Source organism: Azospirillum sp. UFLA03-27 (assembly GCF_059803775.1).
Window position 1 is genome coordinate 1 of the sequence record NZ_JAUQTX010000017.1, and the last position, 26,751, is coordinate 26,751.

27 protein-coding genes are annotated in these 26,751 nt (G+C 69.4%); 17 read left to right on the forward strand and 10 right to left on the reverse strand.

All coding sequences use genetic code 11. The features are described from left to right. Positions 1 to 61 precede the first annotated feature (61 nt). The gene (locus Q4I23_RS04425; protein WP_498525425.1) at positions 62 to 1,255 is read right to left on the reverse strand and encodes a sensor histidine kinase; all 1,194 of its coding nucleotides are present in this window, start codon (positions 1,253 to 1,255) and stop codon (positions 62 to 64) included. A 103-nt stretch (positions 1,256 to 1,358) separates the two neighbouring features. Then, positions 1,359 to 2,300 carry a transglutaminase family protein gene (locus tag Q4I23_RS04430; RefSeq protein WP_498525426.1) on the reverse strand — a complete coding sequence of 314 codons (942 nt, stop codon included), beginning with the start codon at positions 2,298 to 2,300 and terminating at the stop codon, positions 1,359 to 1,361. A 193-nt stretch (positions 2,301 to 2,493) separates the two neighbouring features. Here Q4I23_RS04430 and Q4I23_RS04435 point away from each other — a divergent pair, with 193 nt between their 5' ends. The 4 genes from Q4I23_RS04435 (at position 2,494) to Q4I23_RS04450 (ending at position 4,786) form a co-directional block, all read left to right on the forward strand. Further along, positions 2,494 to 2,928, forward strand: a complete 435-nt coding sequence (locus Q4I23_RS04435) for a Fur family transcriptional regulator (RefSeq protein ID WP_035679968.1) — start codon at positions 2,494 to 2,496, stop codon at positions 2,926 to 2,928. A 162-nt stretch (positions 2,929 to 3,090) separates the two neighbouring features. Beyond that, positions 3,091 to 3,333, forward strand: coding sequence for a hypothetical protein (locus tag Q4I23_RS04440; protein ID WP_498525427.1), 243 nt, complete (start codon positions 3,091 to 3,093; stop codon positions 3,331 to 3,333). 241 nt (positions 3,334 to 3,574) lie between these two features. Continuing rightward, the gene (locus Q4I23_RS04445; protein WP_454020170.1) at positions 3,575 to 4,273 is read left to right on the forward strand and encodes an HAD family hydrolase; all 699 of its coding nucleotides are present in this window, start codon (positions 3,575 to 3,577) and stop codon (positions 4,271 to 4,273) included. A 126-nt stretch (positions 4,274 to 4,399) separates the two neighbouring features. Next, complete coding sequence (locus Q4I23_RS04450; protein ID WP_454020171.1) at positions 4,400 to 4,786, forward strand: response regulator; 387 nt, start codon at positions 4,400 to 4,402, stop codon at positions 4,784 to 4,786. On the opposite strand, the gene Q4I23_RS04455 is transcribed toward Q4I23_RS04450, so the two are convergent. Further along, on the reverse strand, positions 4,781 to 5,509 hold the full coding sequence (locus Q4I23_RS04455) for an SAM hydrolase/SAM-dependent halogenase family protein (protein ID WP_498525428.1): 729 nt from the start codon (positions 5,507 to 5,509) through the stop codon (positions 4,781 to 4,783). The two genes, Q4I23_RS04450 and Q4I23_RS04455, sit on opposite strands and share 6 nt — an antisense overlap. A gap of 168 nt (positions 5,510 to 5,677) precedes the next feature. Between Q4I23_RS04455 and Q4I23_RS04460 the strand changes: the two genes are divergently transcribed. From Q4I23_RS04460 to Q4I23_RS04480, 5 genes are read left to right on the forward strand one after another with little or no spacing between them, the layout of a single operon-like run. Next, on the forward strand, positions 5,678 to 6,676 hold the full coding sequence (locus Q4I23_RS04460) for a metal ABC transporter solute-binding protein, Zn/Mn family (RefSeq protein WP_498525429.1): 999 nt from the start codon (positions 5,678 to 5,680) through the stop codon (positions 6,674 to 6,676). 22 nt (positions 6,677 to 6,698) lie between these two features. After that, a complete protein-coding gene (locus tag Q4I23_RS04465) occupies positions 6,699 to 7,502 on the forward strand; it encodes a metal ABC transporter ATP-binding protein (protein WP_454020174.1) in 804 nt (267 codons plus the stop codon). Next, positions 7,499 to 8,704, forward strand: coding sequence for a metal ABC transporter permease (locus Q4I23_RS04470; RefSeq protein WP_498525430.1), 1,206 nt, complete (start codon positions 7,499 to 7,501; stop codon positions 8,702 to 8,704). The genes Q4I23_RS04465 and Q4I23_RS04470 overlap by 4 nt, the downstream gene beginning before the upstream one ends. Beyond that, positions 8,701 to 9,687 carry a metal ABC transporter permease gene (locus tag Q4I23_RS04475; protein ID WP_498525431.1) on the forward strand — a complete coding sequence of 329 codons (987 nt, stop codon included), beginning with the start codon at positions 8,701 to 8,703 and terminating at the stop codon, positions 9,685 to 9,687. The genes Q4I23_RS04470 and Q4I23_RS04475 overlap by 4 nt, the downstream gene beginning before the upstream one ends. Positions 9,688 to 9,718: 31 nt before the next feature. Then, positions 9,719 to 13,144 (forward strand): PAS-domain containing protein, encoded by a 3,426-nt coding sequence (locus tag Q4I23_RS04480; protein ID WP_498525432.1) that lies wholly within the window; start codon positions 9,719 to 9,721, stop codon positions 13,142 to 13,144. A gap of 7 nt (positions 13,145 to 13,151) precedes the next feature. Here the strand turns inward: Q4I23_RS04480 and Q4I23_RS04485 are convergent, their stop codons facing one another. Next, entirely contained in the window at positions 13,152 to 13,361 is a 210-nt protein-coding gene (locus tag Q4I23_RS04485; RefSeq protein WP_014238764.1) for a cold-shock protein, read from the reverse strand. Between the two features lie 369 nt (positions 13,362 to 13,730). Beyond that, on the reverse strand, positions 13,731 to 15,167 hold the full coding sequence (locus Q4I23_RS04490) for a sigma-54-dependent transcriptional regulator (RefSeq protein ID WP_454020178.1): 1,437 nt from the start codon (positions 15,165 to 15,167) through the stop codon (positions 13,731 to 13,733). Between the two features lie 281 nt (positions 15,168 to 15,448). On the opposite strand from Q4I23_RS04490, the gene coaBC reads away from it, so the two are divergent. The 8 genes from coaBC (at position 15,449) to Q4I23_RS04530 (ending at position 21,392) form a co-directional block, all read left to right on the forward strand. After that, entirely contained in the window at positions 15,449 to 16,705 is a 1,257-nt protein-coding gene (gene coaBC, locus Q4I23_RS04495; RefSeq protein WP_498525433.1) for a bifunctional phosphopantothenoylcysteine decarboxylase/phosphopantothenate--cysteine ligase CoaBC, read from the forward strand. Continuing rightward, positions 16,702 to 17,196 carry a dUTP diphosphatase gene (gene dut / locus Q4I23_RS04500; protein ID WP_454020180.1) on the forward strand — a complete coding sequence of 165 codons (495 nt, stop codon included), beginning with the start codon at positions 16,702 to 16,704 and terminating at the stop codon, positions 17,194 to 17,196. Before coaBC ends, dut begins: the two co-directional genes overlap by 4 nt. Next, positions 17,196 to 17,651 carry an RrF2 family transcriptional regulator gene (locus Q4I23_RS04505; protein WP_014238770.1) on the forward strand — a complete coding sequence of 152 codons (456 nt, stop codon included), beginning with the start codon at positions 17,196 to 17,198 and terminating at the stop codon, positions 17,649 to 17,651. Before dut ends, Q4I23_RS04505 begins: the two co-directional genes overlap by 1 nt. 75 nt (positions 17,652 to 17,726) lie before the next feature. Continuing rightward, the gene (gene cysK / locus Q4I23_RS04510) at positions 17,727 to 18,686 is read left to right on the forward strand and encodes a cysteine synthase A (protein ID WP_454020181.1); all 960 of its coding nucleotides are present in this window, start codon (positions 17,727 to 17,729) and stop codon (positions 18,684 to 18,686) included. A 309-nt stretch (positions 18,687 to 18,995) separates the two neighbouring features. Beyond that, positions 18,996 to 19,805, forward strand: coding sequence for a hypothetical protein (locus tag Q4I23_RS04515; protein WP_454020182.1), 810 nt, complete (start codon positions 18,996 to 18,998; stop codon positions 19,803 to 19,805). Positions 19,806 to 19,876: 71 nt separating this feature from the next. Continuing rightward, positions 19,877 to 20,665, forward strand: coding sequence for a HesA/MoeB/ThiF family protein (locus Q4I23_RS04520; RefSeq protein WP_454020183.1), 789 nt, complete (start codon positions 19,877 to 19,879; stop codon positions 20,663 to 20,665). A 26-nt stretch (positions 20,666 to 20,691) separates the two neighbouring features. Then, the gene (locus tag Q4I23_RS04525; RefSeq protein ID WP_498525434.1) at positions 20,692 to 21,129 is read left to right on the forward strand and encodes a DsrE family protein; all 438 of its coding nucleotides are present in this window, start codon (positions 20,692 to 20,694) and stop codon (positions 21,127 to 21,129) included. Between the two features lie 5 nt (positions 21,130 to 21,134). Further along, the gene (locus Q4I23_RS04530) at positions 21,135 to 21,392 is read left to right on the forward strand and encodes a hypothetical protein (protein ID WP_498525435.1); all 258 of its coding nucleotides are present in this window, start codon (positions 21,135 to 21,137) and stop codon (positions 21,390 to 21,392) included. A gap of 194 nt (positions 21,393 to 21,586) precedes the next feature. On the opposite strand, the gene phoB is transcribed toward Q4I23_RS04530, so the two are convergent. Genes phoB through pstC form a run of 5 tightly spaced genes read right to left on the reverse strand, consistent with a single transcriptional unit; the run spans position 21,587 to position 26,679 of the window. Continuing rightward, positions 21,587 to 22,291, reverse strand: a complete 705-nt coding sequence (phoB, locus tag Q4I23_RS04535; protein ID WP_137103701.1) for a phosphate regulon transcriptional regulator PhoB — start codon at positions 22,289 to 22,291, stop codon at positions 21,587 to 21,589. A 31-nt stretch (positions 22,292 to 22,322) separates the two neighbouring features. Beyond that, a complete protein-coding gene (gene phoU / locus Q4I23_RS04540) occupies positions 22,323 to 23,123 on the reverse strand; it encodes a phosphate signaling complex protein PhoU (protein ID WP_454020186.1) in 801 nt (266 codons plus the stop codon). A 59-nt stretch (positions 23,124 to 23,182) separates the two neighbouring features. Then, positions 23,183 to 23,968 (reverse strand): phosphate ABC transporter ATP-binding protein PstB, encoded by a 786-nt coding sequence (pstB, locus tag Q4I23_RS04545; RefSeq protein ID WP_173400345.1) that lies wholly within the window; start codon positions 23,966 to 23,968, stop codon positions 23,183 to 23,185. A gap of 37 nt (positions 23,969 to 24,005) precedes the next feature. After that, complete coding sequence (gene pstA / locus Q4I23_RS04550) at positions 24,006 to 25,304, reverse strand: phosphate ABC transporter permease PstA (protein ID WP_454020187.1); 1,299 nt, start codon at positions 25,302 to 25,304, stop codon at positions 24,006 to 24,008. Further along, on the reverse strand, positions 25,297 to 26,679 hold the full coding sequence (pstC, locus tag Q4I23_RS04555; protein WP_498525436.1) for a phosphate ABC transporter permease subunit PstC: 1,383 nt from the start codon (positions 26,677 to 26,679) through the stop codon (positions 25,297 to 25,299). The genes pstA and pstC overlap by 8 nt, the downstream gene beginning before the upstream one ends. Positions 26,680 to 26,751 lie beyond the last annotated feature (72 nt).

Genomic DNA, 26,751 nt, shown 5'->3' on the forward strand with positions numbered 1-26,751 from the left:
GGCATAAGGACCCCCCTCTCCCTCCCCCGCCCAGCGGGGGAGGGCCGGGGTGGGGGCAACGCTACCCGGCCACCCGCTCCGCCGGGAAGACCAGCGTCATGGTGGTGCCGCGGTCGGGGGCGGTGTCGATGTCAAGACGGCCGCCGTGAAGCTCCACCAGCCGCTTGGTCAGAGGCAGGCCCAGGCCCGTGCCGATGTGGTTGCGGCCCAGCGCGCTGTCGATCTGGCCCCAGGGCTCCAGCGCCTTTTCCAGCTCGTCGGCAGTCATGCCGATGCCGGTGTCGTGCACCGACAGGCACAGCGTCCCATCGGCCGCCACGCGGCCGTTCAGAGTGACCACCCCGTCGGGCGGCGTGAACTTCACCGCGTTTGACAGCAGGTTCAGCAGCATCTGCCGCAGCTTGCGCTCGTCGGCGCGCAGCGGCGGCAGGTCGGGCGGCAGGTCCGTGTCGATGCCGACCCCGGCCCGCCCGGCGCGGTCGGACAGCAGGCGGGCGCTGCCCACGGCGACGCGCGGCACGTCCACCAGGGATTCGGCCAGCTCCAGCCGCCCGGCCTCGGCCTTCGACAGGTCGAGCAGGTCGTTGATCAGGTCCATCAGATGGCGACCGCTTTCCGCGATGTCGCGGGCGTAGTCGCGGTAGAGCGGGTTGGAGATCGGCCCCAGGACCTCCTGTTCCAGCAGCTCCGCGAAACCCATCATGGCGTTCAGCGGGGTGCGGATCTCATGGCTCATGCAGGCGAAGAAGGCGGTCTTGGCCCGGTTGGCGCGCTCCGCGGCGCGGCGGGCCTCGTCAAGCTGGCGGGTCCGCTCGATGATCTGCTCGTCCGTCCGCGCCAGCAGGGCCACCCCCGACCCGATGCCGAGGTACCGCCCGTTCTCCAGCACGACGAAGCCGGACGCCAGCGCGCCGGGATTGTCCTGCATGATCCGCCGCGCGACCTCGCAGAGCGGAAGGTCCGCCTCGACCAGCAGCGGCGCCGGGTCCATCGCCGTCCGTGCCGGCGCCTGCGGATCGGCAATCCCCGCCAGCGCCAGACGGTCCACCAGCCCCAGAACGCGTCCGTCCTCCGCCGTCACGGCGAGCGCCGGCAGGCCGGGCTGGGCGGCCAACCGATCCCGCAGGGTGCGGCAGGGCACGTCCGGCCCGACGGACGGCTCAGGGACGGCCAGCAGGGCCGCCGTCAGGACAGGGGCGGCCTCCGTTTCCGGCGTGCCGCCGGGGGCGGGACTGGTCGGATCGGGATCGAGCACGGGGTAACGCAGCCTCGTCTGTCGGATGGGACGGTCGGTCCGGAACCGACACGGCCCCGGACCCTCCATTCTGGCAGACGTTCGTTTGCAATTGGTTGCCGTATCAGACGGCGCCAGCCGCCGGCATCGGGTTTTGCGGAGCGCCGCCGGCACCCGCCCCGCCGGTCGCCGTAACCTGCACATCCACCGTCATGCCGAGGAAATCCGCCGGCGCCCCGGTCCAGGAGCCGCCGAGCGGCACCGCCTGCGAGGGGTCGCGGGCGACGGCGACACGGATCAGGTTCTTGCCGCCGACGATGCCGTTGGTCGGGTCGAACTCCACCCAGCCGCAGCCCGGCAGGTAGATCTCCACCCAGGCGTGGGTCGCCCCGCCGCCGGTCATCGCGCCCTCCTGCCCGTCCCGCGCGGGATCGTAGAGGTAACCGGACACGAAGCGCGCCGCGAAACCAAGCGAGCGCACCGCCTCCATCATCAGAAGCGCGAAGTCGCGGCAGGAGCCGCTCTTCCACGTCAGGGTGTCCACCGGGCTCTGGGTGCCTTCCAGGTCGCGGGCCTGATAGGTGAAGGTCTCCTTGATGGCCCGGGTCATCGACACCAGCATGTCCTGCGTGTCGGGCGGCCCGCCCTCGCCCAGCGTCACGAACTGCCGGGCCCATTCGTCCACCAGATGCTCGGGGTCCGGATAGTGCCGCTGGGTGGTCAGCGCCAGATCCGGCACCTCCTCCGCGGAATAGCTGAAGGGATAGGAGCGCGCGTAGTCCTCGATGGGGAATTCCAGCTCGCCCATCGGGTAGTGATCGACCCGGATGTGGCTTTCGAAGCGCAGCTCCGTCGCCGGCTGGTCGAATCTCGCCACCGCGATGGAGTTGCCGAAAACGTCGTGGAGCCAGCGGACGGAGGCCGGCGGCGGGCTGATCACCAGACCCGTCTCGATCAACCGCAGATCGTGGCTGTCGCGGGGCCGGAACATCAGGCGGTGGTCGCCGAAGGTCACCGGATTGGCGTAGCGGTAGGTGGTGGTGTGGTGGATGTCCAGGGTCATCATGGCGCGCGCCCTCTCCGTAAGCCGACACCAAACGTCGGCGTTTGTGAATGGTTCCGAATCACAGTATGGTGCTCGGGCTTTTGGGTGGCCGTGCCGGGGAGGGACGGCGGCCAACGCGCGGCCGGGGCCACAGGCGCCAAGCCATACGGGGCCGAACCGCGCGCGCCAGTGAGACGACAACAAGGGGACTTCCATGCCTTCGCGCCTCGAACAGCTCTGCATCGAGAAAGGGCTGAAGATGACCGACCAGCGCCGCGTGATCTCGCGCGTGCTGTCGGAGGCCGCCGACCACCCCGACGTGGAGGAGGTTCACCGCCGGGCGTCCACCATCGATCCGCGCATCTCCATCGCCACCGTCTACCGCACGATGCGCCTGTTCGAGGACGCGAACGTCATCGACCGGCTGGACTTCGGCGACGGCCGCGCCCGCTACGAGGAAGCCGGGTCGGAGCACCATCATCACCTGATCGATCTCGAATCCGGAAAGGTGGTGGAGTTCCAGAATGAAGATCTCGAACGGCTGAAGGAAGTCATAGCCCGCGAATTGGGCTATGAACTGCTCGGCCATAGGCTCGAATTGTATGGTGTTCCGTTGCGCCGCCGCACCACCACGTCGGAGGGGGAGTAACGCCCGGGCGTGCCCAGCCTTGAGTCCTTTGGGACTCGCCGGGCACCATCCGGACGATAATCCCATCAATTGCGGGTTGCGCCGGGCGCGGGTCTGTCCAGAGGCGGTGCGTGGTCCTAGCTTCAGGACCGCACACGAATCATCGACGGACCAACCGCCGCCATGGACGACACGAACAACGACCCGGTTCTCGCCCACCTCGATCGGCTGACCGACAGCGTCACCCGCCGTCTGGACAAGTTGGAGGAGCGCCTGCGCATCCTGGAGCAGGACAACGGCGAGATCATCAACCTCCTGATCGCCGTGAAGGCCGGGCTGGAGGAATGCGCCGGAGAAATCGCCGTGGGCGAGATGCTCATCGAGGCGGACGACGCGGACGATTCCCCCAGCCCGTCGCTGCACTAAAGCGGATTGCAATCCGCTTTGGACCGCGACGGCGGTCCCGGCCGCACATGCGGCCGAAGCCCGCCTCTCGCGGGAACATCGTTCCCGCTGGCGGCAGGCGGATGCCATCGGCATCCGCTGAGAGCCGGCGAATGAGGCGATGTGAATCTAAAGCGAACGGAAGTTCGCTTTAAGTTGCCCCGGACGGCGCCGTTCAACGCATTTGGCTTGTGACGCGGCGCGTTCCGCCGGATAAGGGCGCATGCAGACCAGCGCCACGCCCGTTTTCGACGCCATCACCTCCGGTCCCTCCACCGGAGGCGCCACCACACACGGCGTCGGTCCCCTGGCCTCCATCGCGCCGGGGGTGGCCTTCTTCGACTTCGACGGGACGCTGATCCACGGCGACAGCCTGCTGATGTTCATCGGCGAGGTCATCGGGCGCAACCGCGCCCGGCTGGCCTTCCTGGACGCCCTGCGGTCCGGCCTGCACCGCCACGCGCGCGGGCGCGGGCCGGGGGTGGATTTTCCGGGATCGGTCAAGACCATCCTGCTGCGCCGCACGCTGCGCGGCGTTCCGGTGGCCGACGCGCTGGCCGCCGCGGAGCGGCTGGTCCATCGCATCCGCTGGCACGCCCCGCTGGTCGAGACCCTGAAGATGCACCGGCGCGAGGGGCGACGGGTGGTCGTCGCCACCGGGGCGCTCGACGTCTACATGCCGGCGCTGCTGCGCGGGCTGAACGTCGACGACCTGCTCGCCACCGGGATGGAGGTGGAGGACGGCACCCTGACCGGGCGGCTGTGCACCGGCAATTGCGTCCGGCTCGACAAGCTGGAACGGGTGCGCGGCTGGATCGCCGCCAATGGCCCGTTCGGCGAGACCTGGGGCTACGGCAACCGGCCCAGCGACCTGCCGATGCTGTCCATCGTCGACCGTCCCACCGTCGTCAAGATCCGCTGACCTCAAGATCCGCTGATCGGGCGGCGCGTGCCGCCCATGGGGATTTGCAACCGCAATCCGCTTGGCTTAGAAAGCCCCTCAGGTTCAAGGCCCCTGAAGTTCGGGGAAGCCCGTGGTGAGACCCCCATGACGACCGGCTTTTCCATCGACGCCGACATCCGCCCGCCCGGCCAGGGGGGCCGCAGCGCCGTGGTCGCCGACGACGATCCCGGCCAGCGGGACGCGCTGGCCCGCCATCTGGCCGAACGCGGCTTCACCGTGTCTACGGTGTCCGGCGGCTTCGAGGCGCTGAGCCTCATCGGGGCCGAGGGTCCGTCCGTCGCCCTGCTGCGCCGCCACCGGCTGGAGGATGAGGGGGACCGGGCCGCGGCGCTGGCCTGCATGCTCTACCCGCACACCCGGATCATCCTGACCGCCGGCGCGCCGGACGCCCAGCCGGGGAACAGCCCGGTCACCGTGCTGGTCCGCCCCGTGGATCTGGCGCTGCTCGACCTCTGCCTGGACGGGCTATAGGACGATCTCCACCGGCGTCCCCACCGCCAGCCCGGCGTCATGGTCGGCGCGGCCCCGGTTGACGGCGATCTCCGCCAGACCGCTGGAGTTCGCGTACCACAGCGCCTCCCCCACCGGGACGTCGGCGAAGGTCCGGCCCCGGCGCACCGTGCGCCCACCGGCCCGCAGCACCGCGTTCTCCGGCAGCCGGTCGGCGCGCAGGCCGGTCATGGCATTGCCGTAGACGTCCACATAGACGATCCGCGCCAGATCGTCCGGCCAGTCGGGCCGCGCGAGACTGGCCGGAGCGACGGGCTCCAGCGCGACCGGGTTCCCCATGGCAAGGCTGGCCGCCACCGGGGCAAACAGGTCCCGCCCGTGGAAGCTGGCCGACAGCCGCTCGGGCCGCCAGCCGATGGTCCAGGCGCGCGCCGCCCCGGCCCGCCGCCGCAGAAGCTCGAACAGGCCGTTGTCCGGCCCGACGAAGCGGCGTCCGTCGGCCTCCACCACCAGCGGGCGGCGGTCGGTCCCGACGCCGGGGTCCACCACGCAGAGGAAAACGCTGTCCGCCGGGAACTCCGGAGCGTAGGCGGCCAGCAGATAGGCCGACAGCTGCGGGTCGAAGGCGGGCGCGTCGGCGAACAGGTCGATGACCGGCAGGCCCGGCGCCATCCGCGCCAGCACCGCCTTCATCTGCCCGGTGTAGGGGCCGGACAGCCCGAAATCCGTAAAGAGCACGATCATTCCGCCACTCTAGCGCACTCCGCCCCGTTCGGTAAGACACGGATCGTTACGAGCCGCCTTGCAAGGCCCGAGAGGCGGTTCATATATTCATGGAACGCAAATGCATTCCGCCCCGTTTACTTGGTCCGTCCGCCCTAACCTTGCCGATCTTTGTCGGGATCAATGAATATGAACATATGTTCAAAAACCTTCGCGACGAAGAGCCTGACGAACTTTATTGCCATCATGGGCTTGGCCGTTTGCCTCCTCTTGCCGGGAGCGGCGCAGGCCGAAAGTGAACGGCCCCATATCGTCGCTACCACCGGCATGGTCGCCGACCTCGTGCGGGCGGTGGCCGGCGACCGGGCGGAGGTGGAGGCGCTGATGGGCGAAGGCGTCGATCCGCACCTGTTCAAGCCCACCCGCTCCGACACGGTGAAGCTGCTGCGGGCCGACGCGGTGTTCATCAGCGGCCTGCATCTGGAAGGCAAGATGACCGCTGCCTTCGACCGGCTGCGCGAGTCCGGCAAGCCGGTGGTGGCGTTGGGCGACGCGGTGCCCAAGGAGCGGCTGCTCAGCCCGCCGGAGTTCGAGGGCGCCCACGACCCGCACATCTGGATGGATGTGGGGATCTGGGCGAGCACCCTACCGTCCATCCGCGACGGGCTGGCCCGGCTCGACCCCGCGGGCGCCGAGACGTACGCCCGCAATGCCGACGCGTACGGGGCGGAGCTGGCGCGGCTCGACGCGTACGCCCGGCGCATCCTGTCCTCCATCCCCGGCAAGGCCCGCGTGCTGGTGACCGCCCACGACGCCTTCAACTATCTGGGCCGCGCCTATGGGATCGAGGTCCGCGGCATCCAGGGAATCAGCACGGAATCCGAGGCCGGGCTGCGGATCATCGAGGAGCTGGCCGCGTTGCTGGCGGACCGCGGCGTGCCGGCGGTCTTCCCGGAAACCAGCGTGTCCGACCGCAACGTCCGCGCCCTGGTCGAAGGGGCGGGGGCGCGCGGCCATCGGGTGACGCTGGGCGGCGCCCTGTTCTCCGACGCCATGGGTGCGCCGGGCAGCTACGAAGGCACCTACATCGGCATGATCGACCACAATGTAACGACCATCGCCCGCGCGCTGGGCGGCGAGGCGCCGGCCGCCGGCTTCCAGGGCAAGCTCGCCCTGGCGCAGCGCTGACGCGGCGGAGAAGGAACGGACCATGCAGTATCTCTGGCGCACCCCCGGCAGCCGCACCGCCCCCGAAGAGGCCTCGCCCATCGGGCCGCCGCCCCTGGAGATCCGCGGCCTGACCGTCGCCTACCACCGCCGGCCGGTGCTGTGGAACGTCGACTACGCCGCCCCGTCGGGTGGGCTGATCGCCGTGGTCGGGCCGAACGGGGCGGGCAAATCGACCCTCATCAAGGCGTGCCTCGGGCTGGTCCCCAGCGTGTCGGGGACGGTCGAGGTGTTCGGCCGCCCGATCGCCAAGCAGCGCCGCCTGATCGGCTATGTGCCGCAGCGGGAAAGCGTGGACTGGGACTTCCCCGTCTCGGCGCTCGACGTGGTGGCGATGGGCCGCTATGGGAAGATCGGCTGGTTCCGCCCGGTCACCCGCGCCCACAGGGAGGCGGCGCTGCACGCGCTGGAGCGGGTGGGCATGGCCGACTTTGCCAGGCGCCAGATCGGCCAACTCTCCGGCGGCCAGCAGCAGCGCGTCTTCCTGGCCCGCGCACTGGCGCAGGAGGCGCAGCTCTATTTCATGGACGAGCCCTTCGCCGGGGTGGACGCCGCGACGGAGCGCGCGGTGCTCCAGGTGCTGCGCGACCTCGACGCCGCCGGGCGGACGGTGATCTGCGTTCACCACGATCTTCAGACGGTCAGCGACTATTTCGACCACGCGCTGCTGCTCAACACCCGCGTGGTCGCCCAGGGGCCGGTCGCGCGGGTGATGACCCCCGATCTGCTGTCCCGCACCTATGGCGGACGGCCCATGCCGGCTCCCGCCGCCGCGGAGGCATCATGATCGACCCCATGTTCGAGGAGGCGTTGCGCGTCCTGACCTTCCAGTCCGGCTTCAACAGCGCCGTGGTGGTCGCCGGGACCGCCGCGCTGGGGCTGGCCGGCGGAACCGTCGGCACCTTCCTGCTGCTGCGCCGCCGCGCGCTGGTCAGCGACGCGCTGAGCCACGCCACCCTGCCCGGCATCGCCATCGCCTTCCTGGTCGGGGCGGCGCTCGGCCTGCCGGAGCGGTCGCTGCCCCTGCTGCTGGCCGGGGCGGTGGCCAGCGGGGTGGTCGGGCTGCTGACCGTGCAGGCGCTGTCCCGCTTCACCCGGCTGACCGAGGATTCGGCGATCGGCGCGGTGCTGTCGGTCTTTTTCGGGCTGGGCGTCGTGCTGCTCAGCGTCATCCAGAATTTGGAGCTGGGCGGGCAGGCCGGGCTGAAGACCTTCATCCTCGGCCAGACCGCCGCCATGGCTCAGGGTGAGGCCATCGCCATCGGCCTTCTGGCCGCCGGGGCGGCGCTGGCCGTCGCCCTGCTGTTCAAGGAACTGCGGGTGCTGGCCTTCGATCCCGGCTTCGCCGCCGTGCAGGGCTGGCCGGTCGGGGCGCTCGACCTCGTGCTGATGGGGCTGGCGACGCTGGTGACGGTGATCGGCCTCCAGACCGTGGGGCTGATCCTGGTGGTCGCGCTTCTCATCATCCCGCCCGCCGCCGCCCGCTTCTGGACCGACCGGCTGCCCGCCCTGACCGTGGCCGCGGCGGTGATCGGCGCGCTGTCCGGCTGGCTCGGCGCCACCCTGTCGGCCCTGCTGCCCAAGCTGCCGGCGGGGGCGGTCATCGTCCTGGTCGCCGGGGGCTTCTTCCTGCTCAGCTTCCTGTTCGCCCCGGCGCGCGGGCTGGTCGCCGCCGCGCTGCGTCAAGGGCGGCTGCGCCTGACCTTCGCCGAGCGGCGCGCCCTGACCGACCTTCTGGACGGCCGGCCGGTGGAGGGCTCCGTAGCGCTCTGGCTGCGCCTGCGCGGGTATATCCGGGACGGCGCCCTGACCCCCGCCGGGCAGACCGCCGCCCGGGCGGCGGCGCGCGACCGCCGGCTGTGGGAGCGGTTCCTGGCCGACTACCCGGCCCTGCTGCCCGCCCACGCCAACTGGGGCGTGGACCCCATCGACTCGGTCCTGCCCGGCGACATGGTCCGGCTGCTGGAGGAGCGGAGCGCCCCGTCATGATGCCCGACGTCCAGGAATTCCTTCAGATCGACGCCCCCGCCCTGCTCGCCGCGGTGCTGGCCTGCGCCGCCTGCGCGCTGGTCGGCAACTTCCTGGTGTTGCGGCGCCAGGGGATGATGGGCGACGCGGTCAGCCACGCCATCCTGCCCGGCATCGTCGGCGGCTTCCTGGTCGCCGGCACGCGGGAGACGCTGCCGATGATGCTCGGCGCGCTGGCCGCCGCGGCGCTGGCCGGCCTGCTGATCGAGGCGGTGCGGCGGCTGGGCCGGCTGGAGTCCGGCGCCGCCATGGGCGTCGTCTTCACCGTGATGTTCGCCGCCGGCGTGGTGATGATCGAGCAGGCGTCGGCCGGCGGGGTCGACCTCGACGCCGACTGCGTGCTCTACGGCCAATTGGAGACCATCCTGTGGCTGGCCCCCAAGGGCTGGGAGTCGCTGGCCGACCCGGCGGTGTGGGCGGCCCTGCCGCGGGAGGTGCTGACGCTGGCCGCCGTCTTCGCGCTTTGCGTCGCCCTGGTCGGGCTGTTCTACAAGGAGCTGAAGATCACCACCTTCGATCCGGCGCTGGCCTCCACGCTGGGCATCCCGGCCGGGCTGTTCCATTACGGGGTGGTGCTTCTGGTCGCCGCCACCGCGATCGCCGCCTTCGAGGCGGTGGGCTCCATCCTGGTCATCGCCATGCTGATCGCCCCGCCCGCCGCGGCGCGCCTGCTGACCGACCGGCTGGCCGCGCAGATCCTGCTCAGCGTCGCGCTGGGGGTGCTGGCGGCGCTGGCCGGCTATGGCGCCGCGGCCTTCGGGCCGATGCTGCTCGGGGCCTCCCACTCGCTGAACGCGGCGGGGATGATCGCGGTGGCGTCCGGCCTGATTCTGGCGCTGGCCGTCCTGTTCGGGCCGCGCCACGGTCTGCTGGGCCGGCGCCGCGCCGTTGGCCGGTTGCGCAACTCCCCCGGATTCATTGCTCCGGAGGCGCAAAAGCCGTAACGTTTTCGCCTCGTCCGATGCGGAGCGCCGAATGCCGTTCCCCCACCGCCGGCCGCGCCGCTGGAGCTGGCTCACCCTGGTCGCGTTCCTCCTCCTGATGGCGAGCGCGCTGCACACCCTGCAGCATCTTCTGGAACATGGGACGGACGAGCTGATCTGGCCCTTCTTCGGGATCGGGCTGGCCGGCGCGGTGATGGCCCTGGCGGTGCTGCGCGAGCGGGAGGCCACCCGGCGCGCCCAGGCGGAGGCCCGCGCCGCCGACAGCCGGGCGGCGGACGCCCACCGCCGCCTGTCCGAGGCCATCGAGGTCGTCAACGAGGGCTTTGCCTTGTTCGACGCGGATGACCGGCTGGTCCAATGCAACGCCCGTTTCCGCGAGATCTACGCCCTGCTGGGGCCTCTGGAGCCCGGCATCACCTTCGAATCGCTGATCCGCCGCGCCGCCGCCGCCGGCCATTACCCCGACTGCGGCCCCTGCGACATCGACCGCTGGGTCGAGCGGGAGATGGAGCGGCACCGCAACCCGCAGGGGCCGCAAGTGCTGCGGATCGGCGACGGACGCTGGTTCAAGATCGAGGAACGGCGGACCAGCGACGGCGGCTATGTCGGGCTGCGCACCGACATCAGCGAGCTGAAACGGCGCGAGCAGGAACTGGCCCACAAGTCCGACCTTCTGGAGGCCACCTTCAGCGCCATGTCGCAGGGCCTCGTGGTGTGGAGCGCGGACTATCATTTCCTGACCTGCAACCGGCGCCTGCGGGAAATGCTCGACCTGCCGGACGACGCGCTCCATCCCGGCCTCAGCATGGCCGGCTTCCTGCGCTTCATGGCCGAACGCGGCGAGTTCGGCCCCGGCGATACGGCGGAGATCGTCGCCCGCCATTTGACCAACCTGCGCCCCGAGGGCGTCAGCCGCATCGAGCGCACGCGCCCCGACGGCCGGGTCCTGGAGATCACCGCCGGCTTCCTGCCCGACCGCTCGGTCCTGATGACCTACACCGACATCACCGATCACCGCCGGGCGGAGCTGGCCCTGCGCGAGAGCGAGGACCGTTTCCGCAAACTGTCGGACGCCGCCATGGACGGGATCCTGGTGCATGAGCAAGGGGTGATCGCCGACGCCAACCGTGCCGCCGCCGCCATCCTGGGCTATGCGCCGGACGAGCTGACGGGGCTGTCCATCACCGCGCTGATGGTGCCGGAGGACCGTGAACTCAACTGGCTGCGCATCCGAGCCCGCGACGAAACCCCCTTTGAAGCCATCTGCCTGCGCCGCAACGGCGAACGGCTGACGGTGCAGGGGGAGACCCGCTACGTTCCCTACCGCGGGCGGACAATGGCCATGGTGTCCTTCCGCGACATCACCGCCCACCGCCTTGCGGAGGCGCAGCTCCGCCTCGCCAAGGAGCAGGCGGAGCTGGCGAGCCGCGCCAAGTCGGAGTTCCTGCGCACCATCAGCCACGAGATCCGCACCCCGATGAACGGCGTCCTCGGCATGCTGGGGCTGCTGCTGGACGGCCCGCTGGGGGAGGAGCAGCGCGCCTACGCCCGCACCGCCCGCGAGTCGGCGGAGGCGCTGCTGTTCATGCTGAACGACATCCTGGACATCTCCAAGATGGAGGCCGGGAAGCTGACCCTGGAGTCGGGCCGCTTCTCCCCCGCCGAGGTGGTGGAGAGCGTGGTCGAGCTGCAGGCTGCCCGCGCCTTCGCCAAGGGGATCGAGCTGGCCGTCTGCATCCCCGGCGGCCTGCCGGCGGCGCTGCGCGGCGACTCGGGGCGGGTCAGGCAGGTCCTGCTGAACCTCGTCGGCAACGCCGTGAAGTTCACCGACCGCGGTGGCATCGCCGTCACCCTGTCGGAGCTGGAGGGCGGCGGACAGGCGCCGCCGCGCCTGCGCTTCGAGGTGACCGACACCGGGATCGGCATTCCGCAGGACGCGCAGGCCGACCTCTTCACCGAATTCTCCCAGGTGCATCCCCGCCTGTCGCGGCGCCACGACGGCGCCGGGCTGGGGCTGGCGATTTCCAAACGGCTGGTGGAGATGATGGGGGGAAGCATCGGCTTCGACAGCACCGCCGACCAGGGCAGCCGCTTCTGGTTCACCCTGCCGCTGGAGCCCGGGCCGCTGGAGCCCGGGCCGCCGGAGGCCGGGCCACTGGAGCCCAGGACGGCGTGGGCCGCCGTCGCGGAACCGCCGCTGGCCGGGGAAACGGTTCTGCTTCTGGAATCCAACCCCGTCGCCCGGCGGGCTTTGGCCGAGCAGTTCCACTCCTGGGGGGCCACGGTCAGCGCGCCGGACGTCGTGGCGATGGTGGCCGGGCTGGACGCCGGCACCCTGCCCGCCGCTGGCATCGCGGTGATCGGCAGCGTGGAGACTCCGGTCGCCGGCTCGCTGACCGACCGGCTGCGCGCGCGGGGCGTGCGGCGGATCGTCCGTCTCGCCTTGCCGCACCGGACCGCGGGCGGGGACGGCAATGGCGCCGACGCCACGGTGACGAAGCCGGCCCGGCCCTCCCGCCTGCTCGCCGCCGTCACCGGGCGGAGCGTGGCGGAAGCGCCGCCCGCCGCGCCGTCGCCTGTGCAAAGCCCCGCCGCCCCGTCCACCGCCGGAACAGGCCGGCGGATTCTCCTGGTCGAGGACAGCCCAACGAACCAGATGGTCGCCGCCCTGCTGCTGCGGGGCGCCGGCTATCGCGTCGACATCGCCAACAACGGACGGGAAGCGCTGGAGGCGATGGCGGCCGCGGCGGCCGGCCCGTCGCCCTACGGGCTGGTCCTGATGGACCTCGCCATGCCGGAGATGGACGGGCTGACCGCCACCCACCGGCTGCGCGCCCTGCCGCCGCCGGCCGGCACCGTCCCGATCATCGCCATGACCGCCGACGCCATGGACAGCGACCGCGAACGCTGTCTGGCCGCCGGGATGAACGGGCACGTCGCCAAGCCGATCGACCGTCCGCATCTTCTGGAGACGGTGGCCCGCTGGCTGGACGCCACCACGGTGGAGTCCACCCCGTTGGAGTCCGCCGCCCTTGCCACGCCCTGGGACGGCCCCACCTCTGCGCGCGTCGGGGATATGGGCACGCCGGAGAAAGGCGTTTTGGACATGGAGGTCCTGCAACAGCTCGCCCAGGATCTCGACGCGGAGCTTCTGGCCGACGTCATCCGCCAGTTCGTGGAGGAGACGCTGGAGCGGGCCGAGAGGATCGCCCGCGGCGGCGCGGAAGCGGCGGGGGGAGGCCCGGCCGATCTCGCCGGGCTGGCGAAGGAGGCCCACACGCTGAAGAGCACCGCGGGGACCTTCGGCGCCCGCGACCTGTCGGCGGCCGCCCGGGCGCTGGAGCTGGCCTGCCGGAGCAACGCGGTGGGTGAGGTGACGTCGCTGTGCCGCGACATCCCCCGCCTCACCCGGGAAGCCGTGGAGGCCTACCGGCTCCGCGGCTACGTCACGTCATGACGCGGCTTCACTCCATGACGCTGATGTTGACCGCGGCGTCCTTGCCGTTGTTGCCGCGCGCGACCTCGAACTCGACGCGCTGGCCCTCGGACAGGGCGTGAAGACCCGACTTCTGCACGGCCGTGATGTGCACGAACACGTCCTTGGCGCCGGCCTCCGGCGCGATGAAGCCATATCCCTTGGTGGTGTTGAACCATTTGACGGTGCCGGTGGTCATAAGGCGAACTCCTGCTCCTCGGTCGGGTTCCGCCGCCGATCCGCGCCGCGGGGCGAAAGGGACCGGCGAAGGACGATGGACGGTGCGGCGGTCATGTGTGGCGATCCGGTGTGGCGCCACGCGGAAGCGCAAGCAAAGCAACGCGAGGGGAGGCTAGCCGGATGGCACCGGAACCGGCAAGGCGGCTTCACGGCATATGCCCAATGTGGCCAGACCGGTCATTTGGAAATAAGCCGATGGCGGCAGGTCCCGGCACGGCAAGACTTTCGATGGTCTTGCGTGAATTGAACGCACACGAAGCCTATGCTTCGACAGGACCAGAGGCGTGAGGCTGGAAACGGGGGATGGGACTCCCGGAGCGGCCGGAAATCAGAGTTTTCCTTCGGCCTGCCAGGCGAGACGCTTGCGGTAGATGGTGGAGGCGCTGATCTCCAGCAGGGCCGCGGCGCGGGGGATGTTGCCGTCGCAGGCGGCGATGGCCTCCTCGATGGCGTCGCGCTCCACCTCCCACAGCGGCTTCACCGTCTTCGGCGACGGCGCGTGGACCACGGGTCCATGGCCGGCGGCGTGCCCGCCGCCATGGCCGTTCCCGGCGCCGACCGCAGGCGACGCCACGGCGGCGCCCGCCGGGGTGCCGAGCGGGGCCGGCAGCATGACCGGCGTCACGGTGTCGCCGTCATGCAGAACCACGATGTTGCGCACCACATTCTGCACCTGCCGCACATTGCCCGGCCAGTGGTAGGTGCGCAGCGCCTGCTCCGCCGCCGGGGAGAAGCGGACGAAGCCCTTGCCCTCCTCCCGCGCGTAATCGCTCAGGAACTGGCGGCAGATCTCCAGCACGTCGTCCTCGCGCTCGCGCAGGGGCGGCAGATGGATGGGAATGACATGCAGCCGGTAATAGAGGTCCTCGCGGAAGCGACCCTCCTCGACCTCGCGCAGGGGGTCGCGGTTGGTCGCGCAGATGATGCGCAGATCGACCTTCTCCAACCGGCTGCCGCCGACCGGCGTGAAGGTGCCGGTCTGGATGAAGCGCAGCAGTTTGGTCTGGAGGTCGGGCGCCAGCTCGCAGATCTCGTCGAGGAACAGGGTGCCGCCATTGGCCCGCGCCGCGGCCCCCTCGCGGTCGGCCACCGCCCCGGTGAAGGAGCCCTTCATATGGCCGAAGATCTCGCTCTCCATCAGGTCCTTGGGGATGGCCCCGCAGTTGATAGCGATGAAGGGCCGGTCGGCCCGCGGGCTCTGACGGTGGATGGCCTCGGCGCAGACCTCCTTGCCTGTTCCCGACTCGCCGGTGATGAAGACCGTCGCGCGGGAGGAGGCGGCGCTGTCGATGATCCGGTAGACCGCCTGCATCGCCAGCGAGGAGCCAAGGAAACCGTGGTAGCGGCTGCGCCCCAGGTCCTTCTCGAAGCTGTCGACGAGCTGGGCGAGGCGCAGCCGCTCCATGGCGTTGCGCACGGTGACGGTCAGCCGCTCCGCCGAGAAGGGCTTCACCAGGAAATCATAGGCGCCGTAGCGCATCGCCTCCACCGCCACCCCGACCGAGCCATGGGCGGTGATGATGATGACCGCGCAGGGCAGCGCCTGGGCGCTGATCCGCTTCAGCACGTCCATCCCGTGCATGTCAGGAAGCTGGAGGTCCAGCAGCACGATCCGCGGCACGCCGTCGGCCAATTGCTCCAGCGCCTCGGCTCCCGTCTCCACCGTGGTGACGGCGGTGCAGTCCTTCTTCAGGAACTCCGCATAGACGCGGGCCAGCGACGGCGTGTCTTCGACGAGAAGGATTGGCGTTGAGCGGGCGGGCATGGACCGTTTGAATTCAAATGGAAAATACGGAAAAAGACAGTCGGATTGCACTGGTTATCAGCAAATCCTTAAAAATGCACTCTACGCGATGACGGGCCGCGGACGAAAGACCTGGAATGCGGGCGCGCAAGGAAATATCCCATCCATGGTTTCACATTTCGGTCATGGATGTGCATTTCACACCGGATTCGCTGTGAGGATCAGCGAAGGACGCTTGTACCGGGCGCCGTGATGGAATATCTGAATTCTACAAAATCCATAGCAAGGAGCGGCGGACGCCCGTGGCCGAAACATCCGTGCTGTCCGGCAAGCGCATCCTGCTCGTCATCGCGGGCGGCATCGCGGCCTACAAAAGCCTGGAGCTGATCCGCCGCCTGAAGGAGCGGGGCGTGCGCGTGCGCGCGGTCCTGACCCGTGCGGGGGCGCAGTTCGTCACGCCTCTGTCCGTGCAGGCGCTGACCGAGGACACCGTCTATCAGGATCTGTGGTCCCTGACCGACGAATCGGAGATGGGGCACATCCAGCTGTCGCGCGACGCCGATCTGCTGGTCGTCGCCCCGGCCACCGCCAACCTGCTGGCCCGCATGGCCGCCGGCATGGCCGACGATCTGGCCGCCACTGTCCTGCTGGCCACCGACAAGCCGGTGCTCGTCGCCCCGGCGATGAACGTCCGCATGTGGGAGCATCCGGCGACCCGGGACAATCTGGTGCTTCTGGAGAAGCGCGGCGTGCGCCGGATCGGCCCGAACAAGGGCGAGATGGCCTGCGGCGAGTACGGGTTCGGGCGCATGGCCGAGCCGATGGAGATCGTCCAGGCCATCACCACCCATTTCGAGGAGCTGGACGCGCCCAAGCCGCTGGCCGGCAAGCGCGCCCTGGTCACCAGCGGCCCGACGGTCGAGCCCATCGACCCGGTGCGCTACATCGCCAACCGCTCCTCCGGCAAACAGGGCCACGCCATCGCCGAGGCGCTGCGGCGGCTGGGCGCCGACGTGACGCTGGTCACCGGCCCGACCCGCCTGCCCGACCCGCCCGGCTGCACCGTGCGCCCCATCGAGACGGCACGGGAGATGCTGGCGGCCTGCGAGGCGGCCCTGCCCGCGGACATCGCGGTCTGCGCCGCCGCCGTCGCCGACTGGCGCGTGGCCGGCGTGTCGGACCGCAAGCTGAAGAAGGACGGCGGCGGCCCGCCGAGCCTGACCCTGACCGAGAATCCCGACATCCTGGCGACCCTGTCCCAGCCGGGGCCGCGCCGTCCGGCGTTGGTCGTCGGCTTCGCCGCGGAGACCGGCAACGTGGTGGACTACGCGACCGCCAAACGCGCGCGCAAGGGCTGCGACTGGATCGTCGCAAACGACGTGTCGCCGGGCACCACCACCTTCGGCGGGGCCGACAACACCGTCCATCTGATCCGCGACGACGGCGCCGAGGACTGGCCCACCATGGGCAAGGACGCCGTGGCCGCCCGCCTGGCCGAGGCCATCGCTCGGCATTTCACTCCGCCCTCTACCCCCGCCCCCCAGGAGACCATTCCGTGAGCGCAACGGCATCCGCCATTCCTGTTCCCATCGTCCGGCTCGCCCACGCCGCAGGGCTGGACCTGCCGGCCTACGCGACCGAACACGCGGCGGGCATGGACCTGCTGGCCGCGCTGGCGGAGCCGGTCGTCCTGGAACCGGGCCGCCGCGCGCTGATCCCCACGGGCGTCGCCTTCGCCCTGCCCGACGGCTACGAGGCGCAGGTCCGGCCGCGCTCCGGCCTGGCGCTGAAGCACGGGGTCACGGTGCTGAACAGCCCCGGCACCATCGACGCCGACTACCGCGGCGAGGTCGGGGTGATCCTGATCAACCACGGCGACCAACCCTTCACGGTGGAGCGCGGGCAGCGCATCGCCCAGCTCGTGATCACCCGCTATGAGCGCGCCGCCTGGGCCGAGTCGGCCGCGCTGCCCGACAGCGCCCGCGGCACCGGGGGCTTCGGCTCCACCGGCCAGTTCGTCCCGCCCTCCCCTGCGCAGGAGTCGCGCTGATGCTCCGCATTTCCAAGAAGCTGATGTTCGCGATCGAGGCGGTTCTGGACATCGCCTACAATGCCGGCACCGAACCCGTGCAGTCCGGCGAGATCACCCGCCGCCAGGGCATTCCCAAGCGCTATCTGGAGCAGGTGCTCCAGCAGCTCGTCCGCGACGGCGTCCTGGCCGGCGTGCGCGGGCCGCGCGGCGGCTACCGGCTGGCCCGCGAGCGCCGGCGGATCACGCTGGGCGAGATCGTGAAGGTCGTCCGCTCCATGGAGACCGCGACCGACCCCATCGAGGAACCGGCCGGCTCCATCCTGGGGCACAAGGTGGTGCGCCCGCTGTGGAACGAGCTTCAGGAGGAATGCATGAAGAAGCTCGACGACATCACCATCGAGGATCTCTGCCTGCGCGCCCGCACCGCCGGCGTCGAGAGCGAGACCGAAGACCGCATCGATTTTACGATTTGATCCCACCCGGAAAACGGTTAAATTCTACATATGCTGTAGAAAGTGGGAAAATACCACATACCGGAGGAGTGAAAAATGCCGGGTTCCGAGTTTCGCGGTAAGATCTACGACAGCATTCTCGACACCGTCGGCGCCACGCCGCTGGTGCGCGTCAATCGGCTGGCCGAGGACGCCGGGGCCAAGGCCCAGATCGTCGGCAAGCTGGAGTTCTTCAACCCACTGGCCAGCGTAAAGGACCGCATCGGCTTCGCGATGATCGACGCGGCGGAGCGCGCCGGCACCATCGAAGCGGGCCGCACCACTCTGGTCGAGCCGACGTCGGGCAACACCGGCATCGCGCTGGCCTTCGTCGCCGCCGCCAAGGGCTACCGGCTAATCCTGACCATGCCGGAAAGCATGTCGGTCGAGCGCCGCAAGATGCTGAAGCTGCTGGGCGCCGAGCTGGTCCTGACGCCGGCGGCGGAGGGCATGAAGGGCGCCATCCGCCGGGCCGACGAGATCGTCGCCACCGATCCGAACGCCTATATGCTCCAGCAGTTCAAGAACGCCGCCAACCCGGAGATCCACCGCAACACCACGGCGGAGGAGATCTGGAAGGACACCGACGGCAAGGCCGACTTCCTGATTTCCGGCGTCGGCACCGGCGGCACGCTGACCGGCGTGTCGGAGGTCCTGAAGGCCCGCAAGCCCGGTTTCCGCACCATCGCGGTGGAGCCGGAGGACAGCCCCGTCCTGTCCGGCGGCATGCCCGGCCCGCACAAGATCCAGGGCATCGGCGCCGGCTTCGTGCCGGACGTCCTGAAGAAGGACCTGATCGACGAGGTCGTGCGCATCTCCAACCAGCGCGCCTTCGAGACGGCCCGCAAGGTGGCGAAGCTGGAAGGCATCCCGGTCGGCATCTCCTCGGGTGCCGCGCTGGCCGCGGCGCTGGAGATCGGCTCCCGTCCGGAGAACGAGGGCAAGCTGATCGTCGTGATCCTGCCATCCTTCGCCGAGCGCTATCTCTCCACCGCCCTGTTTGAAGGGCTGGAGTAACCCGGCGCCCCTCTCCCACATCCACCTGCGGCTGTGGGAGAGGGATCTCCGGTACATGTTCCTGCGCAACCGGACGGCGAATATTGCGCCGCCGCGCATCCTGCTGTAGAGTGGGCTCCGTCCGGTCTTTGTGCCTGCCCCTGGCATCAGGCGGCGCTTTGACAAAAAGATTGGATTTTAGTAATCTAACTTGTCTGCGCCGGGAGTTTCGGCCGGCGCGGCTCCGCCTTTTCAGGCGACGGCCCGGCTTGCGCCACGGGCGCCCGACGATGCGGAGCTGACGGCACAGGACCAGCGGGGGAGGCCACCATGGGCGTCGCGATTCCGAATGCCTCGACGATGAACTGGTTCCAGTTCCGCGGCATCACCAACGAATTGGACTCCAACCTCGCATCCACCGACTACCGCCAGTTCACGGTGTCGAAGGCCGGCGAATTCAATTTCCGAATCGCCGACATCAACACCAACATCAAGATCGTCGACCAGAACAACAAGGTCGTCGCCGAGGCCAAGGCGAAGAACGAGGCGGCGGAGGCCAGCGCGAAGCTCGGCCCCGGCACCTACACGGCGGTCATCTCCCAGGCCGTCCGCGGCGTGAATGAACGCGAATACACGCTGGACATCACCGAACGCCAGAACATCATGATGGTGGGGACCGGCGCCCAGATGAAGGGCATCGCCCGCGCCGTCGTCGGCAAGGATCCAGGTGTCCAGAAGCACACGCTGACCGTCGCGCAGGGCGGCGAGTTCGTCGGCAACATGTCCCTTCCCTTGACGCGCTGGGCCCTCATGAGCAAGGAGGGCAAGGTCGTGGCCTCCGGCGACACGATGGACCCGGCCAAGTCGGGTGAGGACATGCTGAAGAAGCCCAGCTTCAAGATCGACCCCGGCCAGTACGAGTTGGTGATCGTCCCGCCGAAGAACGTGATCGGCGAAATCCCCTATCAGCTGAACTTCGTCCAGAAGGTCGCCAAGTCGCCCGAATCGACCGAGGAACGCCCGTTCGACAAGATCATGCGGGAGCGCGAGGCCCGGCTGAAGCAGTGGGCGGCGGAGGACGCGAACAAGTCGTCCAGCACGTCGAAGACCACCCCCTACAAGATGAGCCTGCTCGCCTGACGCCGCCCGCCGCAGGAGCCCGAGCGAGGGGGCTTGCGCGGCATGGGGCGTTCCGCGCTATTCTGCGGATCATGGATTTCACCGACACCCAGCTTCACCGCTATTCCCGCCACATCATCCTGCCGGAGGTCGGCGGCATCGGGCAGGAGGCGCTGTTGCGCGCCCGCGTCCTGGTCGTCGGGGCCGGCGGGCTGGGCGCACCGTTGCTGCTCTACCTCGCCGCGGCGGGGGTGGGGACCATCGGCGTCATCGACGACGACACGGTGGACCTGTCCAACCTGCAACGGCAGGTGATCCACGACGAGTCGTCGCTCGGCGTTCCGAAGGTGGAGAGCGCCGCCGCCCGCATCCGCGCGCTCAATCCCGACGTGGCGGTGGAGGTGCACAAGACGCGCCTGACGAAGGACAACGCGCTGGACCTGATCGGCCGCTACGACATCGTGGCCGATGGGTCCGACAATTTCGCCACGCGCTTCCTGCTGAACGACGCCTGCTACTTCGCGAAGAAGACGCTGGTGTCGGCGGCGATCCTGCGCTTCGACGGGCAGGTGTCCACCTTCAAGGCGCATCTCGGCGATCCGCACCCCTGCTACCGCTGCCTGTTCCCGGAACCGCCGCCGCGCGGGCTGGTGCCGTCCTGCTCCGAGGGCGGCGTGCTGGGAGCGCTGGCCGGCTTCGTCGGTTCGCTCCAGACGACCGAGGTGCTGAAGGAGATCATGGGCATCGGCGAGGGCCTGTCGGGCAGCCTGATGATGCTGGACACGCTGCACGCCTCCTTCCAGCGCATCACCGTGCGCCGCGACCCGGACTGCCCCTTGTGCGGCCCCCACCCGACCATCCACGACCTGTCCGCCCACTGAGCGGCGATTGGGAGAACCCTTTAGTCATGGAAGGTCCTGAGTCCCTGTCCATCGTCCTGTTCGCGGGCGGCTTCGACCGGGTTCACTACGCCCTGGTGATGGCCAGCGCGGCGGCGGCGACCAACCGCAAGGTCACGCTGTTCTTCACCGGCCGCGCCCTGAACACGCTGCTGGCCGAGGGTGCGGACGGCGTGCCGGGCTGGCACCGGCTGGACCCCGCCGACGACGGCAGCCGCCCGGCGGAGCGCGACGCCGCCTTCACCGCCAACGGACTGGCCGGCTTCGAGGAGTTGCTGGAGGCCTGCGTGATGCTGAAGGTCACGGTCATGGCCTGCGAAATGGGGCTGCGCGCGCTCGGCCTGCCTGCCGGTGTGCCGTTGCGCCCCGACGTGCCGGTGAAGACCGGCGGCGTCGTCACCTTCCTGAACGACGCGCCGAAGACCGGCGCGATCCTGTTCGTGTGAGCGCGATGACCGACGACCACAGCCTGGTGATCGAACAGGCGAACCGCTTCGAGGCGATCGCCGCGGAGGGCTTCGAGGGCCGCCCCTACCGGGACGCGCTGGTCCATCTGGCGCAGCATGTGACGGCGCATCCCAATCTCGCACCGCGGGTGGCGCACGCCCTGCGCATGATGATCGGCTTCATCGAGGACAGCGACCCGGCGAAGCGCTTCGGCCCGAAGGTGGCGATTTTGCGGGAGGCGGTGGAGCTGCTGGAGGGGTGAGGGCAGCTCTTCGGATTCCCGGCGAACAACAAAATTCACACGGATTGCACGGATTTAAGCACGGATGACACGGATTTTTCTTGGACTTGCTTCGTGCAAGCTGATCGATCCGACACGAGCTGCGCACGAGTATAAAAATCCGTGAAATCCGTGAAATCCGTGAAAACACTATTGCCCCCCAAAACTCCTGCCGCTCACACGGACTTGCTGTCCAGCGCGTAGCCCGCCGAGCGGACGGTGCGGATCAGGTCCATCTCCGTCTCCTCGTTCATCGCCTTGCGCAGGCGGCGGATGTGAACGTCGACGGTGCGCGGCTCGACATAGACGTCGTGGCCCCACACCACGTCGAGAAGCTGCTCGCGCGAGAAGACGCGGCCGGGATGCTGCATGAAATGGCGCAGCAGGCGGAACTCGGTCGGCCCCAGATGCACGTCGCGACCGTTCCGGCGCACCCTGTGGGCGGCCAGATCCATGGTCACGTCGGCGAACTGCAGCGTCTCGTCCGTCATGCCGGGGGCCGAGCGGCGCAGAACGGCGCGCATGCGGGCGACCAGCTCGGTCGGGGAGAAGGGCTTTGTGATGTAGTCGTCGGCGCCGGAGTTCAGGCCGCGCACGCGGTCCGCCTCCTCGCCACGGGCGGTCAGCATGATGATCGGGATATCGCGCATCTTGCTGTTGCGGCGCATCTGGCGGCAAACCTCCAGCCCCGACATCAGCGGCAGCATCCAGTCGAGCAGGACGATGTTCGGCGTCTGCTCCCCGGCCAGCAGAAGAGCTTCCTCGCCGTCGGTGGCGGCGTTCACGCGGAAGCCTTCCTTCTCCAGATTGTACTTCAGCAGCGTCACGATGTCGGCTTCGTCCTCGACGATGAGAACGAGCGGCTTCAGCGCCGAATTCATGCTTGTCCCGCTCCCACTGCGCGTCTCGCCGTCACGCGGCATGTCCCGCTCCATCGTTATCCGGACCACCGTCCCGCGGCAATCCCCGTTCCACCGCCTCCGTGGCCGCATCCATGACCGAACCACCCGGCTCGACCACGGCGAAGCTGCTGCCGTCGTTCTTCGGGCGCGCCGCGCGCAGCGTCGTCCCGACCACCAGATAATGGATGGTCTCGGCGATGTTGGTGGCGTGGTCGCCGATCCGCTCCAGGTTCTTCGCCATGAACAGCAGGTGCGTGCAGGGCGTGATGTTGCGCGGGTCCTCCATCATGTAGGTCAGGACCTCGCGGAACAGGCTGGTGTAGAGGTCGTCCAGCTCCTCGTCGCGCTCCCAGGCGGCGATGGCGCGCTGGACGTCGCGCTCGATATAGGCGTCCAGCACGTCCTTCATGATCGACTCGACCAGCCGCCCCATGCGCGGGATGGCCGCCGCCGGGCGCACCACCGGCACCTGGGCCAGCGCCAGCGAGCGCTTGGCGATGTTGGAGGCGTAGTCGCCGATCCGCTCCAGATCCGACGCGATCTTCAGCGCCGACACGATCTCGCGCAGGTCCTGGGCCAGCGGCTGGCGCAGGGCGAGCAGCCGCACGGCCTCGGCGTCGATATCGCGCTCGTAGGCGTCGATGCGCTGGTCGGCCTGCATGACCTGGGCGGCCAGCGCGACGTCGCGGCGGGCCACCGCCTTCACGGCGGCGTCCACCTGCGCTTCGGCGACGCCGCCCATCTGGGTGATCAGGTTGGACAGGCGCTCAAGTTCGTGCGCGAAGGAACGCACGATGTGTTCGTTGCTCATGCTTCACGTCCTTCGCTGAGGGAGGAGTGGCGGCGCTGTTGGGGATCAGAGGCCGGGGATCAGCCGTAGCGGCCGGTGATGTAGCCCTGGGTGCGCTCGTCCCGCGGGTTGGTGAAGATTTCCTCGGTATCGTCGCACTCCACCATGTCGCCCAGATGGAAGAAGGCGGTCTTCTGGGAGACGCGGGCCGCCTGCTGCATGTTGTGGGTGACGATGACGATCGTGTAGTTCTCGCGCAGCTCGTCGATCAACTCCTCGATGTGGGCCGTCGCGATGGGGTCGAGCGCCGAGCAGGGCTCGTCCATCAGGATCACCTCGGGGCTGACGGCGATGGCGCGGGCGATGCACAGGCGCTGCTGCTGGCCGCCCGACAGGCCGGTGCCCGGCTCGCGCAGGCGATCCTTCACCTCGTTCCACAGGCCGGCGCGCTTCAGCGAGGTCTGGACGATCTCGTCCATCTCGTCGCGGTGGCTGGCGATGCCGTGGATGCGCGGGCCGTAGGCGATGTTGTCGTAGATCGACTTCGGGAACGGGTTCGGCTTCTGGAAGACCATGCCGACGCGGGCGCGGAGTTGCACGGCGTCGATCGACTTGCCGTAGACATCCTCGCCGTCGAGCGCGATCAGCCCCTCGACGCGGCAGTTCTCGATGGTGTCGTTCATGCGGTTCAGGCAGCGCAGGAACGTCGACTTGCCGCAGCCGGACGGGCCGATCAGCGCCATCACGCGGTTTTCCTGGATCTCCAGGTTGATGCCCTTGAGCGCCTGTTTGGCCCCGTAGAACACCTTGACGTCGCGGGCGACCATCTTGGTGCCGTGAATGCCGGCGGCAGGACGCGAAGGCATGGCCGTGGCCGGGATGTGGGTCTGGACGCTCATGGGGTTACCAACGCCTCTCGAATTTCTTGCGCAGGAAGACGGCCAAGCCGTTCATCAGGATGAGGAAGGCGAGCAGGATCAGGATCGCCGCGGAGGTGCGCTCCGTGAAGGCCCGCTCGGGGCTGTCCGCCCACATGTAGATCTGCACCGGGATGGCCGTGGCGCTGTCGGTCAGGCCGCCGGGGATGTCCACGATGAAGGCCACCATGCCGATCATCAGCAGCGGCGCCGTCTCGCCCAGCGCGCGGGCCATGCCGATGATGGTGCCGGTCAGGATGCCCGGCAGGGCCAGCGGCAGGACATGGTGCGTCACCGTCTGCAGCGGCGAGGCGCCGACGCCCAGCGCCGCCTCGCGGATCGACGGCGGCACCGCCTTCAGCGCGACGCGCGAGGCGATGATGATGACCGGCAGGGTCATCAGCGCCATCACCAGGCCGCCGACCAGCGGGGCGGAGCGCGGCAGCCCGAAGAAGCCGAGGAACACCGCCAGACCGAGCAGGCCGAAGATGATCGAGGGCACCGCGGCGAGGTTGTTGATGTTCACCTCGATCAGGTCGGTCCAGCGGTTCTTCGGCGCGAACTCCTCCAGATAGACCGCGGCGGCGATGCCGATCGGCACCGACAGCAGCATGGTCACCACCAGCGTCAGGGCGGAGCCGACGACGGCCCCCAGGATGCCCGCCTGTTCCGGTTCGCGGCTGTCGCCAGCGGTGAACAGGGTGGTGTTGAAGGTGCTGCGGATCGACCCGTTGGCGACCAGCGCGTCGATGGCCCCGATCTTGACGTCGTTCAGCCGGCGCTCGCTCTCCGGCACGTCGCGCCGGATGAAGCCCTTCATGAACTGGTCGATCTCGTCGTCGGCGCGGACCCAGACCGTCTGCGTGGTGCCGACGATGGAGGGGTTGGCGTTGACCATCGCCTCCAGCTCGTACGGCGCGCCGGAGGACAGCAGGTCGTTCAGCGAGCGGCGGGTGGCGCGGTCGGTGGCCGCGGGGACCTGGGCGTAGAGCGCCTGCCGGACGATGGCGGTGTAGTTCCGCTCCTCGACCTGCTGCTTGTCCAGGGTCACCTCAAGCCGGATCTGCGCCTGCCAGAAGGCGGTGTAGCCCTTGCTGACGATGGAGCCGAGCAGAACCACCAGCATCAGAGACGCAATCCCGACGGCGAGCATCCCGGCGATCCGGAACCGGCGCTCCGCGGCGTAGCGGCGGCGCAGGCGGGCGGAGAACTCCTCGCTCTGGTAGCGCGACTTGGTGACGGCGACCGACATGGCCCGCGTATCCTGTTCCACGAGGTCAGTCATATTTCTCTCGATACTTCTGGACCACCCGGAGGGCGACCATGTTGAGGGTGAGGGTCACGACGAACAGGACGAGGCCCAGCCCGAAGGCCGACAGCGTCTTGGGGCTGTCGAACTCCTGGTCGCCGACCAGCAGCGTGGCGATCTGCGTCGTCACCGTGGTCACGGCGTCCAGCGGGTTGGCGGTCAGGTTGGCGGTCAGGCCGGCGGCCATGGTGACGATCATCGTCTCGCCGATGGCGCGGCTGACCGCCAGCATGACGGCGGCGACGATGCCCGGCAGGGCGGCGGGCAGCACGACCAGACGGATCGTCTCCGACTTGGTGGCGCCCAGCCCGTAGGAGCCGTCGCGCAAGCTCTGCGGCACCGCGTTGATGACGTCGTCCGACAGCGAGCTGACGAAGGGGATGATCATCACGCCCATCACGAAGCCGGCGGCCAGCGCCGATTCGGAGCTGACGCTCAGCCCCAGGCTGTTGCCCACGTCGCGGACGAAGGGCGCCATGGTCAGGGCGGCAAAGAAGCCGTAGACCACGGTCGGGATGCCGGCCAGCACCTCCAGGATCGGCTTCAGCCAGGTGCGCAGGCCCGGGCTGGCGTATTCCGACATGAAGATGGCCGCCATCAGCCCGACCGGAACCGCCACCGCCATGGCGATGCCGGTGATCAGCAGCGTACCGGCGAACAGCGGGATCGCGCCGAAGGAGCCGCTGGAGCCCACCTGGTCGGCGCGCATGGCCATCTGCGGGCTCCAGTGCGTGCCGAACAGGAACTCCAGGGGATTGACCACCGCGAAGAAGCGGATCGCCTCGAACAGAAGCGACAGCACGATGCCGATGGTGGTCAGGATGGCGACCAGCGAGCAGATGACCAGCGCGATGTTGACCGCGCGCTCCACCCGGTTGCGGGCGCGCAGGTCGGGGTCGATCCGGCCGCGGGCGTAGAGCAGGCCGCCGATGGCGACGCAGCAGCCGATGACCAGCAGGCTCCAGTCGCCGAGCGCGTGCAGCCGCAGATAGCGCTCCGCCGCGGCGACGACCTCCGGATCGGGCTCGCGGCCCGTGGCGACGCCGTGGGCGAGGTTCAGGATGTCGGCGCGCAGCAGGCCGAGCGACTGGGCGTCGCCGTTGACCAGCCGGTCCGGCAGGCCGGACAGGACCATCTGCATGACCAGCCAGCCTTCGGACGCCCCCCAGAAGGCGAAGAGCAGCAGGGCCGGAAGCCCCGCCCAGAGGGCGACGTAGAAGCCGTGGTAGGACGGCACCGAATGAAGCTCGACGATGCGGCCGCCGACGGAGGCGACGGCACGCGACCGGCCCATCTGGTAACCGATCACTGTGAGCAGGGCCAGAATGATGAGCAGTACCGTGAGCTGCATGCGAAACCGCCGGAAATGGGCTGAAAACGGGCTCCTGGCACAAACGGGAAACCGGCGGCCCTCCGAGGAGAG